At 53.8% G+C, this 19,463-nt stretch carries 13 protein-coding genes and 1 pseudogene; 12 read left to right on the top strand and 2 right to left on the bottom strand.

Annotated elements, in window-relative coordinates:
• The first annotated feature begins 656 nt into the window (after positions 1 to 656).
• Together AMM48_RS00165 and AMM48_RS00170 are read left to right on the top strand one after the other, a co-directional pair.
• Positions 657 to 1,934 (top strand): aromatic ring-hydroxylating dioxygenase subunit alpha, encoded by a 1,278-nt coding sequence (locus AMM48_RS00165; RefSeq protein ID WP_102782448.1) that lies wholly within the window; start codon positions 657 to 659, stop codon positions 1,932 to 1,934.
• Positions 1,931 to 3,064, top strand: coding sequence for a hybrid-cluster NAD(P)-dependent oxidoreductase (locus AMM48_RS00170; RefSeq protein WP_102782449.1), 1,134 nt, complete (start codon positions 1,931 to 1,933; stop codon positions 3,062 to 3,064). The genes AMM48_RS00165 and AMM48_RS00170 overlap by 4 nt, the downstream gene beginning before the upstream one ends.
• An 81-nt stretch (positions 3,065 to 3,145) precedes the next feature.
• On the opposite strand, the gene AMM48_RS00175 is transcribed toward AMM48_RS00170, so the two are convergent.
• Positions 3,146 to 4,192, bottom strand: a complete 1,047-nt coding sequence (locus AMM48_RS00175; protein WP_102782450.1) for a GlxA family transcriptional regulator — start codon at positions 4,190 to 4,192, stop codon at positions 3,146 to 3,148.
• 406 nt (positions 4,193 to 4,598) lie between these two features.
• Between AMM48_RS00175 and AMM48_RS00180 the strand changes: the two genes are divergently transcribed.
• From AMM48_RS00180 to AMM48_RS00195, 4 genes are all read left to right on the top strand, one after another.
• Complete coding sequence (locus tag AMM48_RS00180; protein ID WP_102782462.1) at positions 4,599 to 5,348, top strand: electron transfer flavoprotein subunit beta/FixA family protein; 750 nt, start codon at positions 4,599 to 4,601, stop codon at positions 5,346 to 5,348.
• 20 nt (positions 5,349 to 5,368) lie between these two features.
• On the top strand, positions 5,369 to 6,304 hold the full coding sequence (locus tag AMM48_RS00185) for an FAD-binding protein (RefSeq protein ID WP_102782451.1): 936 nt from the start codon (positions 5,369 to 5,371) through the stop codon (positions 6,302 to 6,304).
• Positions 6,305 to 6,340: 36 nt separating this feature from the next.
• Complete coding sequence (purU, locus tag AMM48_RS00190) at positions 6,341 to 7,198, top strand: formyltetrahydrofolate deformylase (RefSeq protein ID WP_102782452.1); 858 nt, start codon at positions 6,341 to 6,343, stop codon at positions 7,196 to 7,198.
• 93 nt (positions 7,199 to 7,291) lie between these two features.
• Positions 7,292 to 9,853: an FAD-dependent oxidoreductase gene (locus tag AMM48_RS00195; protein WP_102782453.1), complete on the top strand. Its 2,562-nt coding sequence runs from the start codon at positions 7,292 to 7,294 to the stop codon at positions 9,851 to 9,853.
• Between the two features lie 124 nt (positions 9,854 to 9,977).
• On the opposite strand, the gene AMM48_RS00200 is transcribed toward AMM48_RS00195, so the two are convergent.
• A complete protein-coding gene (locus tag AMM48_RS00200; RefSeq protein ID WP_102782454.1) occupies positions 9,978 to 10,970 on the bottom strand; it encodes a GlxA family transcriptional regulator in 993 nt (330 codons plus the stop codon).
• Positions 10,971 to 11,091: 121 nt separating this feature from the next.
• On the opposite strand from AMM48_RS00200, the gene AMM48_RS00205 reads away from it, so the two are divergent.
• From AMM48_RS00205 to AMM48_RS00230, 6 genes and pseudogenes are all read left to right on the top strand, one after another.
• On the top strand, positions 11,092 to 12,345 hold the full coding sequence (locus tag AMM48_RS00205; RefSeq protein WP_022733385.1) for a sarcosine oxidase subunit beta family protein: 1,254 nt from the start codon (positions 11,092 to 11,094) through the stop codon (positions 12,343 to 12,345).
• An 11-nt stretch (positions 12,346 to 12,356) separates the two neighbouring features.
• The gene (locus tag AMM48_RS00210; RefSeq protein WP_022733386.1) at positions 12,357 to 12,677 is read left to right on the top strand and encodes a sarcosine oxidase subunit delta; all 321 of its coding nucleotides are present in this window, start codon (positions 12,357 to 12,359) and stop codon (positions 12,675 to 12,677) included.
• The gene (locus AMM48_RS00215; RefSeq protein ID WP_102782455.1) at positions 12,674 to 15,667 is read left to right on the top strand and encodes a sarcosine oxidase subunit alpha; all 2,994 of its coding nucleotides are present in this window, start codon (positions 12,674 to 12,676) and stop codon (positions 15,665 to 15,667) included. The genes AMM48_RS00210 and AMM48_RS00215 overlap by 4 nt, the downstream gene beginning before the upstream one ends.
• A 58-nt stretch (positions 15,668 to 15,725) precedes the next feature.
• On the top strand, positions 15,726 to 16,277 hold the full coding sequence (locus AMM48_RS00220) for a sarcosine oxidase subunit gamma family protein (protein ID WP_102782456.1): 552 nt from the start codon (positions 15,726 to 15,728) through the stop codon (positions 16,275 to 16,277).
• Positions 16,278 to 16,330: 53 nt separating this feature from the next.
• Positions 16,331 to 17,599, top strand: a pseudogene (gene glyA, locus AMM48_RS00225) (serine hydroxymethyltransferase).
• A 5-nt stretch (positions 17,600 to 17,604) separates the two neighbouring features.
• Positions 17,605 to 19,017 (top strand): L-serine ammonia-lyase, encoded by a 1,413-nt coding sequence (locus AMM48_RS00230; RefSeq protein ID WP_102782457.1) that lies wholly within the window; start codon positions 17,605 to 17,607, stop codon positions 19,015 to 19,017.
• Positions 19,018 to 19,463 lie beyond the last annotated feature (446 nt).

Here is a 19,463-nt window from a genome sequence, read left to right on the forward strand (position 1 = left end):
AACGCCTAATCATTTCATCGTCATCGGGGCAGAAGGTTTTCCACCTTCCGCCCCGATTTGGTTTCTGGTGTATTTCGAACTTGTCTAAATGCACTTTGATGACCAAATAAAATACATACTCAACACCCTAAAAAGGCGTCAATGCCGGTGTAAACGTGCCTTTGGATCACACAATACGGTGTTGCGTCGCAAACCTACTGCCTTTTTGACTTAAGCTTTCTGCCACATCGGGATCAATCCGAAATAGATTTTCAAGCCGTCAAAATTTCGAACGACGGCGATCAAAGAGCAGGTAACCTGCCGACGAAGATTAGGGAGAATTTGGGTGCAACTGACAGCCCGTGACGCAGCCCGTGCATGGCACGTGACTGATCTTAAGTGTTCAGGGTCCCGCCTGAATACCACATATCCCCGCATCTTCGACTGCGCGGGGCATGATCAATCACCGCCTTCATTAAGGTCAGCGATCACGTTATCTGTTTGCAATTCACCTCGGCCAAACAGGCGATCACGCGTCCATGTCCTTCTGATCAAAGATCAGGACGGACAAAAGATACGACGATGCCTTGTCACGTGAGACGCTAATTCCCTGCTGCAGACATGCGCCCTGCACAGGTTTTCTATCCGGGCACCACACAGAAGCCGAGGTTTCGATCATGCATTCATTATCTGATATTCAAAAACTTGTGTCCCGTCGCCAAAAAGGCAAAAGCCTCGAAGCGCCTTTCTATAGTTCGCCTGAAATTCTTGATCTCGACATCAAAGAGATTTTCAGCAAGCACTGGATTTTTGTCGCCGTCGAGCCTGAGCTCCCCGAGCCAGGCGATTGCGTCACGGTTGAGGTCGATAAGACATCGGTTTTGCTGCTGCGCGGCGACGATATGGAAATACGCGCCTTTCACAATGTGTGTCGCCACCGCGGGGCCAAGCTGATTGACGAACGAGCCACAACAATTGGTAACATTGTCTGTCGCTATCACGGTTGGACGTACAACGAAGATGGCGACTTGATCCTTGCCGAACATATGGGGGCTGGCTTTGACAAAAGCTGCCATGGCCTCAAGACTGTGCATGTGCGCTCAATCGCGGGTTTGATCTTTATATGCCTTGCGAAAGATGCCCCTGCCGATATTGAGGAAATGGCCCGCATTATGGAGCCCTACCTCGCACCACATGATATTGCTAACTGTAAGGTCGCCCATACATCGGAGCTGATCGAAGAAGGCAACTGGAAACTGACGATGGAGAACAATCGGGAATGCTATCACTGTGATGGCAATCACCCGCAGCTCACCGTTCCGTTGTCAGCATTTGGTTTTGGTTTCTCGCCCGATGAAATGGATCAGCGTCGTTCTGAGGAAGTGAACAAGTACCTTTCTGCAGTTCACACAGATCATACGCGCTGGGAAGCATGTGGCCTGCCATCAGCAGAATCAGATCATTTGTCAAACATTACCGGTTTCCGCACGATGCGCCTGCCTCTGATGCGCGCCGGGGAATCTCATACGCTTGACACCAAAGTTGCATCGAAAAAGCTGCTTGGGCAGTTCACGGACGCCAAACTTGGCGGGCTTAGTTTCTGGACACACCCGAACTCGTGGCACCATTTCATGAGCGACCACATTGTCACATTCTCCGTCTTGCCACTCGGCCCTGACAAGACGCTGGTGCGGACCACATGGCTTGTGCACAAGAATGCCCATGAGAACGAAGACTACAATCTTGATAACCTCACGCATGTCTGGAATATGACCAACGTGCAGGATGCCGAACTTGTGCGTCTTGCCCAGATTGGCAGTCAACAGCCTGCCTACGAACCGGGTCCTTATTCCACATTCACAGAACCACACGTTGAAGCGTTCTGTGATTGGTATATCAAGCGTCTGGATGACCACTTTGCCAACACCCAAAAAGCCGGGATTGCCGCAGAATGAGCGCGAACAAAACGACCACGACCGGACAAGGTGGCGATAAGCCCAGCGAAGAAATGCTGACCGAAGCAACCCGCGTTCCGCTTTGGGATCCTGAGCATGACGACGTTCTTGTCTGTCGACAGGTGCGCCAGGAAACCCATGACGTCAAAACGTTCGTCTTTTCCGGACGCGAACCGCGCGACTTTCGGTATTCACCGGGACAATTCATGACGTTCGAACTTCCGGTCGAAGGCATGGTGACGCGCTGCTATACGATCTCTGCATCGGCGGCACGGCCATACCGGCTCGAAATCACGGTCAAACGTGTTCCAGGTGGCCCCGGCTCAAACTGGCTTCATGATTACATGGTGCCGGGCAAGGAAGTAAATGTCTCGGGCCCGGGGGGTGAATTTACCACCGACGCGACATCTGAAGAAAAACTGCTGTTCATTTCCGCAGGAAGCGGCATCACACCGATGATGTCGATGACCCGAACGGCATGTGATTTGTCCGAACCGACAGATTTGCATTTCGTCCATGCCGCACGTACGCCATCCGACCTGATTTTCCGCGACGAACTTTCACTTCTGGCGTCGCAGAACCCGGGACTGAAAGTATCACTAACCTGCGACAGCACATCGGCCAGCCACAGCTGGACGGGCTTTAGCGGACGCCTGAGCTTGCAGATGCTGTCGTTGATGTCACCTGACTTCAAGGACCGGAAGATTTTCTGCTGTGGGCCGGGCCGCTTCATGGATGGTGTGCGCGACATGTTGCGCGAAGCCGGGTTCGACATGGAAAAGTACTATGAGGAAAGCTTTGACTTCGGGGCTGAAACGGCAGGTACGTTCGAAGAGCACAGCTCTGTCGCACCGGAAATCAGTGGCCAGACCTTCCGCGTAAGCTTCAGCAAAACCGGTCATGTCGTCGAATGCAGTCCGGGTATGACAATCCTTTCAGCCGCACGTGAAGCGGGACTGTTGCCATTGTCATCGTGTCAGCGTGGCATTTGCGGAACGTGTAAATCAAAGCTGAACTCAGGCGAGGTCGATATGCAACATGGCGGCGGCATTCGTCAGCGCGAAATCGATCAAGGCAAAATCCTGATCTGTTGCTCAACACCGCTTTCCGATGTTGAGGTCGAACTGTAAAATCCAGTCCCGACACGCATACGCCGCTCATCACGGTTCAGGATAAAGAAGCCGCCACCAGTGGTGCGGCCCATTTGCGAGCTATTCCTTGACCGTGCCTTCTGGCTGCAGTTCGTCGACGGCTAATTCCGAATCCAAACTTACGGGCCGTCGCAATGCTTGCGGCGTGCAGCCATAGCGGCGGCGGAACATCCGACTAAGGTGTGACGAGTCGCAGAACCCGCAATCAACAGCGATTTGCGCGACGGACTTCTGGCTCTTCTCGATCAGGTGGTGGGCCAGATCAAGGCGGATGTTAAGAAAGGCAACCTGCGGGGATGTGTCGAGGCTGATGCGAAAATGTCGCTCGACCTGACGCTTGCTGTTGCCCATTCGGCGCGCAATCTCCTGCACGGAAATCGGCATATCGATGTTCTGCTGCATGATCAACAAGGCACGCTGCACAATCGTATCTTGTGTCTTGAGGTCAAGTGGAATGCCCGGCTGCGGTTTTTCAGCCTGAAGCGCATCATCAATGATCATGATGTGAAGGCTTTTGTTGGCCTGTGCACGCCCGACATGCTTATCAACAAGATAAGCTGCCAGATGGGCCGAACTCACGCCGCCCGAGCAGGTGAGACGATCCCGGTCAACGACAAAAATCTGTTCTGTAACCGGATCAAGCCCTTCAAATTGATCAACAACTTCGGAGTGATGGAACCAGCTTATGCAACAGCGATACCCATCAAGCAACCCCGCTTCGTGAAGCAGAAACGCACCGGTACAAACGCCGACAAGTGGCACACCGGCAGCGGCCGCTTCATGCAAAAATTTCTGATAGGCAGGACTAAGGTTGGGCGCTTCGTCCATCAAGCCCCCAACGACAACGATATAGTTAAACCGTCGTGGGTCGCCGAGGCGCTCTTTGGGCTGTACCGTGATACCGCTGCTGGACGTTATCGGGTCCATCCGTTCAGACAGAACCGTCCAGTTGCACAGGATCGGTCTACTACGATCCCCCTCGTCTGCGGCCAGTCGCAGCACATCAACAAAGTTTGCAAAAGCGCAAAGCGTGAACCTGTTCGCCAGAATAAATCCGACAGTCAGACGCGGTGTGTTTTGGTTACCAAATTTCGTATTCGTAAGCACCGGCTCCTCCGATACAGACAAGGTTTCTGCTTTTGTCGTAGCGATAATCTCACTTTGACGCAAACATTCTATTTTGTGGCGCAAAAAGTCGCCAGATTATCAACTGCGATCTCGACGACCAGATTGGGGAACCAAGAGAAACTCTATGGACTCGGCATATCAGCCTAAAGGACGGCGTTCTTTTTAGTGCAAACTAGCACACAGAACATTCGCGCCCCTGATAGTCGATCTCCAACGTGTTGATCTTACCCTACTTCCGGGAAAACACACCCAAAACCGATGTTACCTTCGGAAGTGTCACAGCATGTAATGCTTCCAATCTTTGATACGCACCAAAGACCGCGGCTGATGCGCTGGTCGTCCTAAGACAGATATTCTGTCCGGGGCTTCGATAGAGAGGAAAATGATGAAGGTACTCGTACCAGTAAAGCGGGTTGTCGACTACAACGTGAAAATTCGCGTTAAAGCGGATGGTTCCGGCGTCGACCTTGCCAATGTCAAAATGTCGATGAACCCGTTTGACGAGATTGCCGTCGAGGAGGCAGTTCGTTTAAAGGAAAATGGTCAGGCAGACGAAGTTGTTGCCGTTTCCATCGGCCCGGTACAAGCGCAGGAAACCCTGCGCACCGCCCTTGCCATGGGCGCAGACCGCGCCATCCTGATTACCGTCGATGGGCCTGTCGAACCGCTTAGCGTCGCAAAAATTCTTGCTGGCGTCGTAAAGGACGAACAACCCGAACTTGTGATCCTTGGCAAACAGGCCATTGATGATGATGCCAATCAGACCGGTCAGATGCTTTCAGCACTGCTGGGCTGGTCGCAGGCAACCTTTGCTTCCAAGCTTGAGCTTAACAGCGGCAGCGCGAAAGTCACCCGCGAGGTCGATGGTGGGCTTCAGGCCATTAACATCAGTCTGCCCGCGATTGTGACGGCTGACCTGCGCCTGAACGAGCCGCGCTACGCGTCGCTTCCAAACATCATGAAGGCCAAGAAAAAGCCGCTTGATACGAAGACGCCCGATGATTTCGGCGTTACCGTCGCATCGCGTCTGCGCGTCATCCGGGTTGAAGAACCCGCTGTCCGTCAGGCTGGCGTCAAGGTCGCCAACGTTGCGGAATTGACCGAAAAACTTAAGAACGAAGCTGGCGTCATCTGAACCAAGCGGAGATTGAAATTATGGCTATTCTTCTTTTTGCCGAGCATGACAACGTCACACTCTCCGAGCAGACCGCAAAGGCGCTGAGTGCTGCGGCAAAGATCGGTGGTGACATCGATATTCTGGTTGCGGGCAAAAATGTTCGTGTGGTCGCCGAAGCAAGTGCCAAGCTTTCAGGCGTGCGTACTGTACTGGTTGCTGAGAGTGATGCGCTGGAAAACCAACTGGCAGAAAACGCAGCAACCCTCATTGTCTCGCTAAGCGGCGACTACGACACCATCGTTGCGCCCGCAACCGCAAACGGCAAAAACATTCTGCCGCGCGTCGCGGCCCTACTTGATGTGATGCAGATTTCCGAGGTAATGGACGTCGTCGATGCCGATACGTTCAAACGCCCAATCTATGCGGGAAATGCGGTTGAAGTCGTTCAAACGACTGATGCGACAAAGGTCATGACCATCCGGACGTCAAGCTTTGGTGCAACGCAAGACGGCAGCACCACAGCCCCGATCAAAAGCATTGATGTCGGTGCGACGGATGCCGGAAAATCATCCTTCATCGAAAATATCCTGTCGCAAAATGATCGCCCTGAACTGGGATCAGCCAAGATCATCGTTTCGGGTGGCCGCGCACTTGGCTCCGAAGAAAAGTTCAAGGCCGTCATTACCCCATTGGCAGATAAACTTGGTGCGGCCGTTGGTGCATCACGCGCGGCTGTTGATGCCGGGTATGCTCCAAACGACTTGCAGGTCGGTCAGACCGGCAAGGTTGTGGCCCCCGATCTTTATATCGCGTGTGGTATTTCCGGTGCGATCCAGCATCTGGCGGGCATGAAAGATTCAAAGGTCATCGTCGCCATCAACACCGACGAAGATGCACCGATTTTTCAGGTCGCAGATTACGGTATTGTCGGAGATCTGTTTGATGTCCTGCCGGAGCTGGAAGGTCAGCTCTGAGACGCACCTTAACCCAATTGAAACGGAACTGATCCAGTGAGCGAAAATTCTTACATCCTGCGCATTGCCTGTGACGACCAGCCGGGCATCGTTGCAACGGTAACGTCTGCACTGGCATCGCGCGGTGCAAATATCATCGAATCAAATCAGTTCTGGGATCGTCATACGAACCAGTTCTTCCTTCGTGTGGGGATCAGTGTACCGGCAGGAATCGACAAGGATTCAATTGTTCTAACACTTAATCCGTCGGTTGACCGCTTCAACATGAAGCTGAAAGTCGATGTCGTTTCGCGGCGTCCGAAAATTATCATCATGGTGTCGAAATTCGACCATGCCATGCTGCACCTGCTCTATCAAATCAAGGTGGGATGGCTTGATGCGGAAGTTGCTGCAATTGTCTCCAACCACGAAGACGCCCGCAAAGTTGCCGAGCAGGAAGGCATTCCGTTCCACTACATGCCGGTGAACAAAGACAACAAGACTGAACAGGAAGCCAAACTGGCCGACCTGATCAAACAGACCAATTCTGAACTGGTCGTCCTTGCCCGCTATATGCAGGTTCTGACCAACGAGCTTTCAAGCCAGTTTTATGGCATGATCATCAATATTCACCACTCGTTCCTGCCGTCGTTCAAGGGCGCAAAACCCTATCATCAGGCCTATGACCGTGGGGTGAAACTGATTGGTGCCACGGCACACTATGTCACCCCTGATCTTGATGAAGGCCCGATCATTGAACAGGAAACAGAACGGGTAAACCACGCGATGTCTGCGGATGATTTTGTCGCCACGGGTCGCGACATTGAAGCCCGCGTTCTCGCCCGTGCTGTAAAATATCATCTTGAAGGTCGGGTGATGCTGAACAATCATCGCACTGTGGTCTTCACCTTATAGGCCAAATGAGTGTCGGGGCCGGGTCAAATCGGTCCCGACATATTGTCCCATGCCGACCAATGATAATCGTCTCGAAAACAAGGAATGAAAAAAATGGCCGCATTTCCACAAAAGGCTAACGTCGTCATCGTCGGCCTCGGCGGTATCGTGGGGGCTTCGGTCACCCATCACCTGATCGAGAACGGGTGGGACGATATTGTAGGTATCGATAAGTCCGGCATACCAACTGACGTTGGCTCCACGGCGCACGCATCTGACTTCTGCTTTGCGACAAGCCACGATCTTTTGACGTGCTGGACAACCATGTACTCCATGGATTTCTATGAAAAGATGGGCCATTACGCGCGCATCGGCGGCATCGAAGTTGCGCGTGTTGGTGATGACGAACGCATGGCAGAACTCAAACGCCGCGTTGATTCCAGCAAGGCGTTTGGCACCAATGTCAAAATCATCAGTGCTGCCGAGGCCAAGGAAAAATTCCCGCTGCTTGAAGAAGACCAAATTCAGGGTGCGTTGTGGGACCCCGATGCTGGTCTTGTGACACCACGCTCCCAAACTGTTGCGGGCAAACTTATTGATCAGGCTGCTGCCACCGGCAAACTTCAAATGTTTGCCAACACATCGGCCCTTGATCTAATCACCGAAAATGGCCGCATCGTCGGTGTTAAGACCGAACGTGGCACGATCCATGCCAATCATGTTGTTGTCTGTGCTGGTCTTTGGGGCCGTTTGATTGCGGAAATGGCTGGCGAAGATTTGCCTGTGATGCCGGTCGATCATCCGTTGACGTTCTTTGGGCCTTATAACGCGTTTGAAAACACTGGCGTTGAAATCGGCATGCCGCTTCTACGTGATCAGGGGAACTCGGCCTATATGCGCGATACGGGCGACCCCAAAAGTACTGAAGGCGGTCAGATCGAGTGGGGATATTACTACGAAGAAAACCCGCGTCTTGTGCATCCGCGCGACATTCTTGAAAAAGACCAGGCACGCCTGTCTCCGTCGCAGCGCGATCTCGAACTCGAAGATGTGATCGAACCGCTTGAACGCGCCATGGAACTTACCCCAATCCTGACCGAGCTTGGCTTTAACGAAAGCCATTCGTTTAACGGCCTGTTGCAATCATCGGCCGATGGTGGCCCTGCGATGGGGGAAAGTCAGAAACTGCGCGGATTGTGGTATGCTGTTGGGATCTGGATCAAAGACGGACCGGGCATGGGCAAACTCATTGCCGACTGGATGACCCATGGCCGCACCCATGTCGATCATCATGCAATTGATTTTGCCCGCTACAATGAATTCCAGCTCGACGAAAAATACATCTATGACCGTTGCTATGAGACGGCGAAAAAGATCTACAACCCGCCAGTCCACCCGCGTGAGCCGTTTGCCAATGCACGCGGCATTCGTCGCTCCCCGTTCTATGAGCGCGAAGTCGAGCTGGGTGGATACTTCATGGAGCTTGGCGGTTGGGAACGCGCGCATGGTTATGCGTCGAACGAACATCTGCTTGAAAAATATGCCGACCGTGTTCCGGTGCGTGAAAACGAGTGGGATACCCGCCACTTCTGGCGCGTTTCCAATGCCGAACAGCTCGCCATGAGTGATGATTGCGGCATCATTAACCTGTCGCATTTCCATATGACCGAAATCGAAGGCCCCGACCATGTTGAACTCATGGAATGGCTCTGCGCGGCAAAAGTTGGCGGGGATGCCAATATCGGCAAGGGTATCTATACCCATATGCTCGACGAGGAAGGCAACGTTCGTGCGGACTTTACCATGTTTCGTATGGAAGATCGCTGCCGTCTGGTGAACGGTGCGGATGCCGGTCCACGCGACCTTATCCATATGCGTCGTGTTGCAATGGATAAGGGTCTTGATGTCACCATTACCGATGTCACCGAGAAATTCACAACCATTGGTATCTGGGGACCGAACGCACGCGAAAACTTGCAGAAAGTCGTTGAAAACCCGGATGAATTAAACATCGACGCCTTCCCGTTTGCAGCAATCCGTCAAATCCAGATTGCCGGTAAAACCGTAACTGCCTTCCGAATTTCCTATGTCGGGGAGCAAGGATGGGAACTGCATATGCACTATGAAGACGGCCTTGCCGTCTGGGATGCGTTGCGCGGGATCGGTGTGATGGCAGTTGGTGTTGAAACCTATGCCAACTCGCGCCGGTTGGAAAAGTCACTTCGCCTGCAAAACGCCGATCTGCACACCCAGTACAACCTTCTCGAAGCAGCCCTTGCCCGCCCGAAGGTCAAGGAAGCCGATTTCTGCGGCAAGGCAAAGCACGTCGAATATCGTGAACGCGAACATCAACCAGCAATGCTGTGTACCCTTGTCATGACCGACAATGTCGACGCACAAGGTGTAGCACGTTATCCGGTGGGTAATCTTCCGGTCATGGAACCCGAAACCGGCGAAACCCTGATAGATGAACTTGGTCGTCGTTCCTACACGACCTCCATCGCCTTTGGTCCCAGCATTGGCAAAAACATCGCCCTTGCCTATCTGCCATGGGACTATTGTCAGGAAGGTCGCAAACTGAACGTCTCCTATTTCGACGAGATCTATCCGGTCGAAGTCGTGGGGATTGGCTACACGCCGCTCTACGATCCGGAAAACCTCAAACCGCGCAGCTAGCGGGAAGACCTATCCCCCAAAAGGCGCAGTCGTTCTCAAGGCTGCGCCTTTTTTATGGTGTTTCTGTCTGCTGATGAGTTTGGCTTATGATGGTCTGGCTTAAAGGGATCCTCAGAAACGAAAATCAAACGTCGGCTGGGCCCAACCTGCTCGCCTGCCGATAGGCCGCCGGAGCCATCCCTTCTTGCTTTGAAAACACGCGACTGAAATGCGATGCGTCACAAAACCCTGTCGAATTGGCAATATCGACAATTGTTCTGTCCGTACGTTCAATCATCATTTTTGCCTGTGCTATGCGAATGCGCATGGCGGCGATGGACGGCGTAATATTAAGGGCCTTGTGAAAATGGCGTTCGAGTTTGCGTTTACTGACACCGAGTGCCTTCGCAAGATTCTCGGCGGGTTCTGGTGCATCAAGGCGTTGTTGAATACGCAATAACGCCCGACTGACCAGCGGGTCACGGGTCGATAGTTCAAGTGGCAAACCCGGCTGTGGTTTTTCGGCAACCTGAAGTTCATCAATGATCATGATGTGCAGGCTTTTTTGGGCCGCAGCACGCCCGACATGGCGTTCAACCAAAAATGCCGCAAGATGGGCTGAACTGGTGCCCCCCGAACAGGTCAGTCGATCCCGATCAACGACAAATATCTGGTCGGAAATCGGTACCATGCCTTCAAACGTTTCAAGAAAATCGTCATGATGGAACCAGCTGACACAGCATTTATAGCCATCAAGCAGCCCCGCCTCATGCATCAAGAAAACAGCCGTGCACAGCGCGACAAGCGGCACGCCTCGATTGGCTGCATCTCGAAGAAAGCGGATATATTCCGGACCGATTCTGACCTGTTCTTTCAACAACCCGCCGACAACAACGATATAGTCATAATCTTGTGGACGGGCCAAAGGTGCATCAGGGCGCACTTCAACCGCAGAACTTGATCGTACCGGTTGGCCGTTATGCGATAGAATATGCCATTCGCAATTGATCTGACGCGACTGATCTCCGTCGTCTGCCGCCAGACGCAAGACGTCTAGAAAACTGGCAAAGGCCGAAATGGTGAAATGGGGGGCCAAGATAAATCCGACCCTAAGTTTCGGCGCTTTCGGCTGCGTCATCTGTTTTCTCCGCGAAAGATGGCAAATACTTACAACGGATATGACGCAAATATCCAATCACGATTTCGAAAAATAGCTTCTAATTAGTAAAATTGATGACACCCAGTGGAGCCGCCTCACCATGACGCATTTTTCTGCTTTGTCGCTGCTAAAGAATGCCCTGACAGGACAAAAGAACTGGCAGGCGCAATGGCCCGACAGTCAACCCAAGTCAGAATATGACGTCGTCATCGTTGGTGCTGGCGGCCATGGACTTGGTGCCGCGCACTATCTGGCCAAGGAACATGGCATCACCAATGTTGCGGTGATCGACAAGGGTTGGCTTGGTGGCGGCAACACCGGGCGCAACACCACGATCATCCGGTCGAACTATCTCTATGATGAAAGTGCAAAGCTTTATGACCACGCAGTTGATCTGTGGGAAGGGCTTAGCCAGGACCTGAACTATAACGTTATGTTCTCGCGCCGTGGTGTTTTGATGCTGGCGCACAATGTTCATGATGTGCAATCGTTCCAGCGTCACATTCATTCGAACCGCCTTAACGGTGTTGATAACCGCTGGCTGACACCACAAGAAGCCAAAGAATTCTGCCCTCCGCTGAACATTTCGCCGAATGCACGCTACCCCGTCATGGGCGGTGCGCTTCAGATGCGTGCCGGAACCGCACGTCATGATGCGGTTGCCTGGGGCTATGCCCGAAGTGCATCCCAACGTGGTGTTGATATCATTCAAAACTGCCCGGTCACCGCGATCCGCCGTGGTCCCGATGGTTCGGTTGAGGGCGTTGAAACCGCCAAGGGCTTTATCCGCGCGAAAAAAGTCGCGGTATCAGCTGCCGGCCACACCAGCGTTGTGATGGATTCTGCCGGTGTTCGTATGCCGCTTGAAAGCTATCCGCTACAGGCACTGGTGTCCGAACCGATCAAACCGATTTTCCCGTGCGTTGTCATGTCCAACACCGTGCATGCCTATATCAGTCAATCTGACAAGGGCGAGCTTGTGATTGGGTCTGGCACAGACCAATACACCAGTTATTCGCAACGTGGTGGCCTGCCGCTGATTGAACATACGGTTGCAGCGATCTGCGAGATTTTCCCGATCTTTAACCGTATGCGGATGCTGCGCAAATGGGGCGGCATTGTTGACGTAACGCCGGATCGTTCCCCGATCCTTGGCACAACGCCAGTGCCCGGATTGTATGTCAACTGCGGCTGGGGCACGGGTGGCTTTAAGGCCACACCGGGTGCTGCCCATACCCTTGCATGGACGATTGCCAAAGGCACCCCGCATGACATCAATGCCCCCTTCACGCTGGACCGGTTCCGGACTGGCCGTCTGATTGACGAGGCGGCTGCTGCCGCCGTCGCACACTGAGGAGAACGAACATGCTTCTCGTACATTGCCCTTATTGCGATGAAACACTGCCGGAACTGGAATTTACCTATGGCGGTGAGGCCCATATCGCCCGCCCGGAAAACCCGGCGGATAAAACCGATGATGAATGGCGCGACTTCCTGTTCATTCGCACCAACGTCAAAGGCCCGCATTTTGAACGCTGGCGTCATGCCCATGGCTGTGGCCGGTTCTTTAACGCAGTGCGCGATACCGTCTCGGATCGTTTTCTGACGACCTACAAAGCCGACGCCCCACGACCGGACCTTGCCGTCCTGCTTGCAGATGCGTCAATGAAGGAGCCTTCAAAATGACCACCTTCCGCGTTCCGGGCCGTGGCCGGGTCCTTCACAACCGACCGGTTTCTTTTACTTTTGACGGCATGACCTATCAGGGCCTTGAAGGCGATACTGTTGCCTCCGCCCTGATTGCCAATGGCGTTCAGCTGATGGGGCGTTCGTTTAAATATCACCGTCCACGTGGCCCGATGGCAGCAGGTTCCGAAGAACCAAATGCCCTGATCGGCACCCGCCGTGGCAAGGGTCGGTTCGAGCCGAACACGCGCGCTACCGTGCAGGAAATCTGGAACGGTCTTGAAACCAACAGCCAGAACAAATACCCCAGCCTGAAGTTCGATGTCGGTGCGATCAATGACCGTGCCTATATGCTGTTTTCCGCTGGGTTCTATTACAAAACCTTTATGTGGCCGCGTTCCTTCTGGGACAAATATTACGAACCTTTCATTCGTGCGGCGGCTGGTCTTGGCGTCTCACCAAGCGAACCCGACCCGGACAATTATGCGTCACGCTATCTGCATACCGATGTCCTGATCATTGGTGCGGGTCCGGCTGGCCTTGCATCGGCACGTGCGGCAGCCACAGCCGGACTGCGCGTCACACTGGTTGATGAAAATTCCGAACCGGGTGGAACGCTTCTGAGCGAACCGCAGGCGTCTATTGCGGACAAACCGGCATGGGATTGGCTTGACGCTGAAATCAGTGCGCTTAAAGACCTCGGCGTACAGATCATGACCCGCACGACCGCAATTGGCTATTACCATCAAAACATGATCGGCCTGTGTCAAAAGCTGACCGATCATCAAGAAAAACCTGCCGAAGGCGCCCCGCGTGAACGCATGTGGCGTGTGCGGGCCAAGCAGGTCATTCTCGCACAGGGTGCGCTTGAAAAACCGCTGGTGTTTGATGGCAATGATCGTCCGGGCGTGATGCTCGCCGGATCCGCACAGACCTATCTGAACCGATATGGCGTGCGCGTTGGCAATAAGGCCGTGATTGTGACCAGTCACGACAGTGCATGGTATGCGGCCTTTGATCTTGCATCGGCAGGTACACAGATCGAAGCCATCGTCGACACCCGCCCGACCCCGAACGCGGACCTGATCAAAGAAGCCGCAGCGCGCGGAATCACGGTTCTTCCCGGACATACTGCGACAGGAACATCTGGGCGACTGCGGATCAAGTCGGTCCGTGTAAATAAGGTTGAAAATGGCAAGGTTCTCTCAGCTCGGAACATCAGTTGCGACAGCCTGCTGATTTGTGGTGGCTGGACGCCGACACTCCATCTGTTTTCCCACACCAAGGGGTCGCTGAAATGGGATGACGAAAGTCAGACCTTCCTTCCGGACCGCATTACCGAGGAATGCCAGATTGCAGGTGCCGGTCGCGGCCTTTGGGGCATTGCGGCTGCGCTTAATGATGGTGCTGTCATGGGCGCGGCTGCGGCCAAGGCGCTTGGAAAATCGTCAAAGGCCCAAACAGTAACTGTCGTAAATGACCGTCCCGGCACGGGCGAAAGCCACACCGAATTGCCGACCGACCTTGATCCGGGTAAGGCGCGGGCCTTTGTCGATTATCAGAACGACGTGACCGCCAAGGATTTGCGCCTAGCAGTCCGTGAAGGCATGCGATCAATTGAACACGTCAAACGCTACACGACAAACGGCATGGCAACCGATCAGGGCAAGATGTCAAACATCAACGGCCTGAACATTGCCGCCGATGCCCTTGGCAAAAAGCAGCCCGAAGTCGGTCTGACCACCTTCCGGCCACCTTACACCCCAACCAGTTTTGGCGCCTTTGCCGGCTATCACAAGGGTGAGCATTTCGAAGTAACCCGCAAAACTCCGATTGATAGCTGGGCCGAAGAAAACGGTGCGGTGTTTGAACCCGTCAGCTTGTGGCGTCGTGCGTGGTACCTCCCCAAAGACGGCGAAGACATGGACACCGCTGTGCACCGCGAATGCCGCGAAACGCGCAAATCCCTTGGCATGTTTGACGCATCCACCCTTGGCAAGATCGAGGTTGTTGGCCCCGATGCGGTTGAATTCATGAACCGCATGTACACCAATCCCTGGACCAAACTGGCACCGGGTCGGACCCGCTATGGCCTGTTGCTCGGCGATGATGGCTTTATCCGCGATGACGGTGTGATTGGACGGCTCAGCGATGACCGCTTCCACATCACCACCACCACCGGTGGTGCGGCGCGCGTTCTCAATATGATGGAGGACTACCTCCAGACCGAATGGCCAGACCTTAAAGTCTGGCTGACCTCGACCACCGAACAATGGTCGACCATCGCACTTAACGGTCCGAATGCGCGCAACCTGATTGAACCCTTTGTCGAAGGACTTGATATCTCTGACGCCGCATTCCCGCACATGTCGATTGCCGAATGCACCTTTGCCGGTTTCCCGGCCCGCCTGTTCCGCGTCAGCTTTACCGGCGAACTTGGCTTTGAAATCAACGTCCCAGCCCGTCATGGCCGTGCGCTTTGGGAAAAACTATTCGATGCAGGCCAGAAATATGACATCTGCACCTATGGCACGGAAACCATGCATGTGCTGCGTGCAGAAAAGGGCTTCATCATTGTTGGTCAGGATACCGACGGCACGGTAACGCCCTATGATGCGGGTGCCGGCTGGGCGATTGGCAAAAACAAACCTGATTTTGTCGGTATGCGTGCGCTCAACCGTCCGGACCTTACCGCCGAAGGCCGCAAACAACTGGTTGGCCTTCTGACCGAGGACGGCACATCCAAACTCGAAGAAGGGGCGCAGATCGTACTTGATCCAAACCAGCCCATTCCGATGAAAATGGTGGGTCACGTGACATCGTCCTATCACAGCGATGCAGCCGGCCGTCCAATCGCACTTGCCCTGGTTGAAGGCGGCCACGGAAAAACCGGCGATACGGTCTATATCCCGATGCCCGACCGAACGATCAAGGCAACGATCACGGGCACGACATTTTACGACCCCGAAGGTGCCCGTCTGAAGCTGTAACGTCTAAAGCTGTAACCTTGTCATTTTGAATACCGTCATATGAACGGAGAAGACTGCAATGACTGCACATGTCGATCTAAATATGGCCCGAACACTGGCCACAAGTTCCGCTGTCAGCGTTGAACTTCTGCCCTCCGTCGCGCGCTTTTCGTTGCGTGCGGGCACCGGTGAACAGACTGCTCTTTCCAAGGCGCTGGGCGTTGCCCTTCCGACTAAAATCGGTCAGTGCACACGTAAAAACAAGATTGAAGTGCTCTGCCTGGGTCCCGACGAATGGACTGTTCTGGCCCCTGAAGATCAGGCGGTAAAAATCACTGATGCCTGTGAAGCAATCTACACCAAAGCACCACACAGCCTGACGGAAGTTTCAGACCGTGAAATCGCCATTCAGATCACTGGGGCAAAAGCCACCGACCTGATGACAATCGGCTGCCCGCGCGATCTTGACCTTCTGCCGGTCGGCGAAGCCCGCCGCACCATTTTTGATGGCGTATCCGCCGTGCTTTGGCGCGATGGTTCCGACGAATATCGCCTTGATCTTTGGCGATCATTTGCACCGCATGTCATTTCGCTTCTTGAAACGGGCTGCGCCGAACTCGCCGCAGAATAAGCGCCCTTTCGGGCATCGTCCTTCATCGCCGAACCTTGAAATGGGACAGATCCATGACTGATCAAAACGTTCTTTCGACCATTGCCGATACCGTCATTGCCGATGCCATCAATCATGAACTCTCGCGTCAGCAAAATCAGATCGAATTGATTGCATCGGAGAATATCGTCTCCAAGGACGTTCTCGCAGCCCAAGGATCTGTTCTGACCAACAAATATGCCGAAGGCTATCCGGGTCGCCGTTACTATGGCGGATGTGAGCATGTCGATGTGGTTGAACGTATCGCCATTGACCGGATCAAGCAGCTGTTCGGTGCCGAATTTGCCAATGTGCAGCCCCATTCCGGCGCACAGGCCAATCAGGCTGTATTCCTGGCCTTGCTGGAACCCGGCGACCGGATCATGGGCATGTCACTCGCACATGGCGGCCACCTTACCCATGGCTCACACGTCACGATGTCTGGCAAGTGGTTTGATGTTGTTTCTTATGAAGTGCGCGAAGACACCCATCTGATCGATATGGAAGATGTGCGTCGGGTCGCACTTGAAACCAAACCAAAACTCATCATCGCCGGGGCATCGGCCTATCCCCGTGAAATCGATTTCAAAGCTTTCCGCGAAATTGCCGATGAGGTTGGCGCATATCTTATGGTCGATATGGCCCATTATGCCGGTCTGATCTGTGCCGGACATTACCCGAACCCGGTGCCGCATGCGCATGTTACGACCTCAACCACCCATAAAACCCTTCGTGGCCCGCGCGGTGGCATTATTCTCACCAATGACGAAGCCCTTGCAAAGAAGTTCAACTCAGCTGTCTTCCCGGGCAACCAGGGTGGTCCGCTCATGCATGTGATTGCCGCCAAGGCGGTTGCATTCGGCGAAGCCCTGCAGCCAAGCTTCAAAGAATATGCCGCACAGGTGATCGCAAACGCCCGTTCTCTGTCTAATGTTCTGATTGAAGGCGGCCTTGGTATTGTTTCAGGCGGAACCGATTGTCACATGGTGCTGGTCGATCTGCGCCCCAAAGGGGTGACCGGCAAGGTGGCCGAAGCGGCGCTCGAACGCGCAGGATTAACTTGTAACAAGAACGCCATCCCGTTTGATCCGGAAAAACCGTTTGTAACATCGGGCATTCGCCTTGGCACGTCGGCCGGCACCACGCGTGGCTTTGGCGAAGCCGAATTCCGCAAGGTTGGCTAATTGGTCCTTAAGGTAATCGAAGCTCTTTCAGACAATCCCGAAGGTGATGCCACAGTCGAAGCCGCGGTTTTGGCTGAAGTCCACGAATTGTGTGCTGCCCATCCGATCTACGGTCAGTAATTCAGGTGTTTTTGTCAGTTTTTGACATTTTCAAGATCGGCATCGGCCCGTCATCGTCTCATACGATGGGGCCGATGACGGCAGCTTCCCGGTTTCTTGACGACCTAAGAGACCCTGCATTGTATGCCCCTGGAACGACCCGGTTGGCATCTGTATCTGTCTCTCTGCACGGATCATTGGCCTTTACGGGCAAAGGTCACGCAACGGATCGTGCTGTCGTACTTGGACTGATTGGCCTTTTGCCCGATACGCTGGATCCCGATCAGGCCGCAAAGCTTGAAGCCGAGGTCCATGAGACAAAAACCATCTCACCAAAAGGCGTTGGGACCCTTAGGTTCGACCCAACCAAAGACCTCATTTTTGACTATGGCCCGCCGCTTGAACTACATGCCAATGCATTGACCTTCAGCGCGTTTGATAACGACGAACAGCTTTGCCATCGCGAAACCTATTATTCGGTCGGTGGCGGCTTTGTCATGAGTGAGGCGGAGCTTCTGGCAGAACGCGAAGGGGCTTCGCAGTCGCTAAATGCGAAAAAACAGTCGCATGATTTCCCTTACCCATTTGGCTCGGCCAAAGAGATGCTGGCCATGGGACAGGCCTCAAGAAAAACCATTGCCGAAATGAAACGTGCCAATGAGCGCGTTATTCATGGCAACGCCCTTGATGAAAAACTCAACACCATCTGGCAGGCGATGAATGATTGTATCAATCGTGGTCTGCATCTTGATGGTGTTCTGCCCGGTGGGCTTAAGGTCAACCGGCGTGCAAAGGCAATCCATGCAGCACTGTGTGATGAACGCGGGAACAACATGGCGCAACCACATGTGTCCAATGACTGGCTCAGTGTCTATGCCATGGCGGTAAACGAGGAAAATGCCGCTGGTGGTCGGGTGGTCACATCGCCCACCAATGGCGCTGCTGGTGTTGTCCCAGCCGTCCTTCGTTACTATCGCGACCATTGTTACGGTGCGCATGAAGAAGGCGCACGCGATATGCTTCTGGTTGCCGCTGCCATTGGCGGCATTATCAAGCACAATGCATCTATTTCCGGCGCAGAAGTGGGCTGTCAGGGCGAAGTCGGCTCTGCCTCGGCCATGGCTGCTGCCGGGCTTTGTGCAGCATTGGGCGGCAGCAACGAACAAGTGGAAAATGCTGCCGAAATCGCCCTTGAACATCATCTTGGACTGACCTGCGATCCTGCGGGCGGTTTGGTTCAGGTTCCCTGTATCGAACGAAATGCTCTGGGGGCGATCAAGGCCGTATCCGCCGCCAGCTTGGCACTGCGCGGTGATGGCACACATTTCATGCCGCTCGATAACTGCGTAAAGGTCATGTTGGAAACCGGACGGGACATGAACCTGAAATACAAAGAAACATCGACAGGCGGCATCGCGGTTAACATACCCGAATGCTGACTTAGGATTGTTTCAGGCCGATAATATTGATCTTGAGGCCTCCCGCAGTCTGCGCGCGACCTGTCGGTCGTGCTCAACCTTCAGCGTAAAATCGCTCCACTGGAGCGATTTCTTCACAGCTTCAGCCTTCAAGTTATGAGCACAGGCTCAGAACGCAGGAACATCAGAGGTTCCAAGGCGCTTCACGTGATCAAATAAAAAGGGACCCGCCTTGAGGCGGATCCCTTTTTATTTGGTTGCGGGGAGAGGATTAGCGCTCCCTTTGGTCGCTCAGCTCCGGCCGTTGGCCTTCGCAAAGAACCTGGCAAACAGGCTTGGCCTGTTTGCGGGTTCAATATCCGTAATCCCCGAAGCAAAACAAAAAGGGACCCGCCTTGAGGCGGATCCCTTTTTATTTGGTTGCGGGGAGAGGATTTGAACCTCTGACCTTCAGGTTATGAGCCTGA

Source organism: Thalassospira sp. GB04J01, assembly GCF_000751115.1.
Classification (GTDB): Bacteria; Pseudomonadota; Alphaproteobacteria; order Rhodospirillales; family Thalassospiraceae; genus Thalassospira; species Thalassospira lucentensis.

Coding starts and splice junctions, on each gene's coding strand:
- AMM48_RS00170 (WP_102782449.1), top strand. CDS start 1,931: ATGAGCGCGAACAAAACGACCACGACCGGACAAGGTGGCGATAAGCCC.
- AMM48_RS00220 (WP_102782456.1), top strand. CDS start 15,726: ATGACTGCACATGTCGATCTAAATATGGCCCGAACACTGGCCACAAGT.
- AMM48_RS00195 (WP_102782453.1), top strand. CDS start 7,292: ATGGCCGCATTTCCACAAAAGGCTAACGTCGTCATCGTCGGCCTCGGC.
- AMM48_RS00165 (WP_102782448.1), top strand. CDS start 657: ATGCATTCATTATCTGATATTCAAAAACTTGTGTCCCGTCGCCAAAAA.
- AMM48_RS00185 (WP_102782451.1), top strand. CDS start 5,369: ATGGCTATTCTTCTTTTTGCCGAGCATGACAACGTCACACTCTCCGAG.
- AMM48_RS00215 (WP_102782455.1), top strand. CDS start 12,674: ATGACCACCTTCCGCGTTCCGGGCCGTGGCCGGGTCCTTCACAACCGA.
- AMM48_RS00180 (WP_102782462.1), top strand. CDS start 4,599: ATGAAGGTACTCGTACCAGTAAAGCGGGTTGTCGACTACAACGTGAAA.
- AMM48_RS00210 (WP_022733386.1), top strand. CDS start 12,357: ATGCTTCTCGTACATTGCCCTTATTGCGATGAAACACTGCCGGAACTG.
- AMM48_RS00205 (WP_022733385.1), top strand. CDS start 11,092: ATGACGCATTTTTCTGCTTTGTCGCTGCTAAAGAATGCCCTGACAGGA.
- AMM48_RS00200 (WP_102782454.1), bottom strand. CDS start 10,970: ATGACGCAGCCGAAAGCGCCGAAACTTAGGGTCGGATTTATCTTGGCC.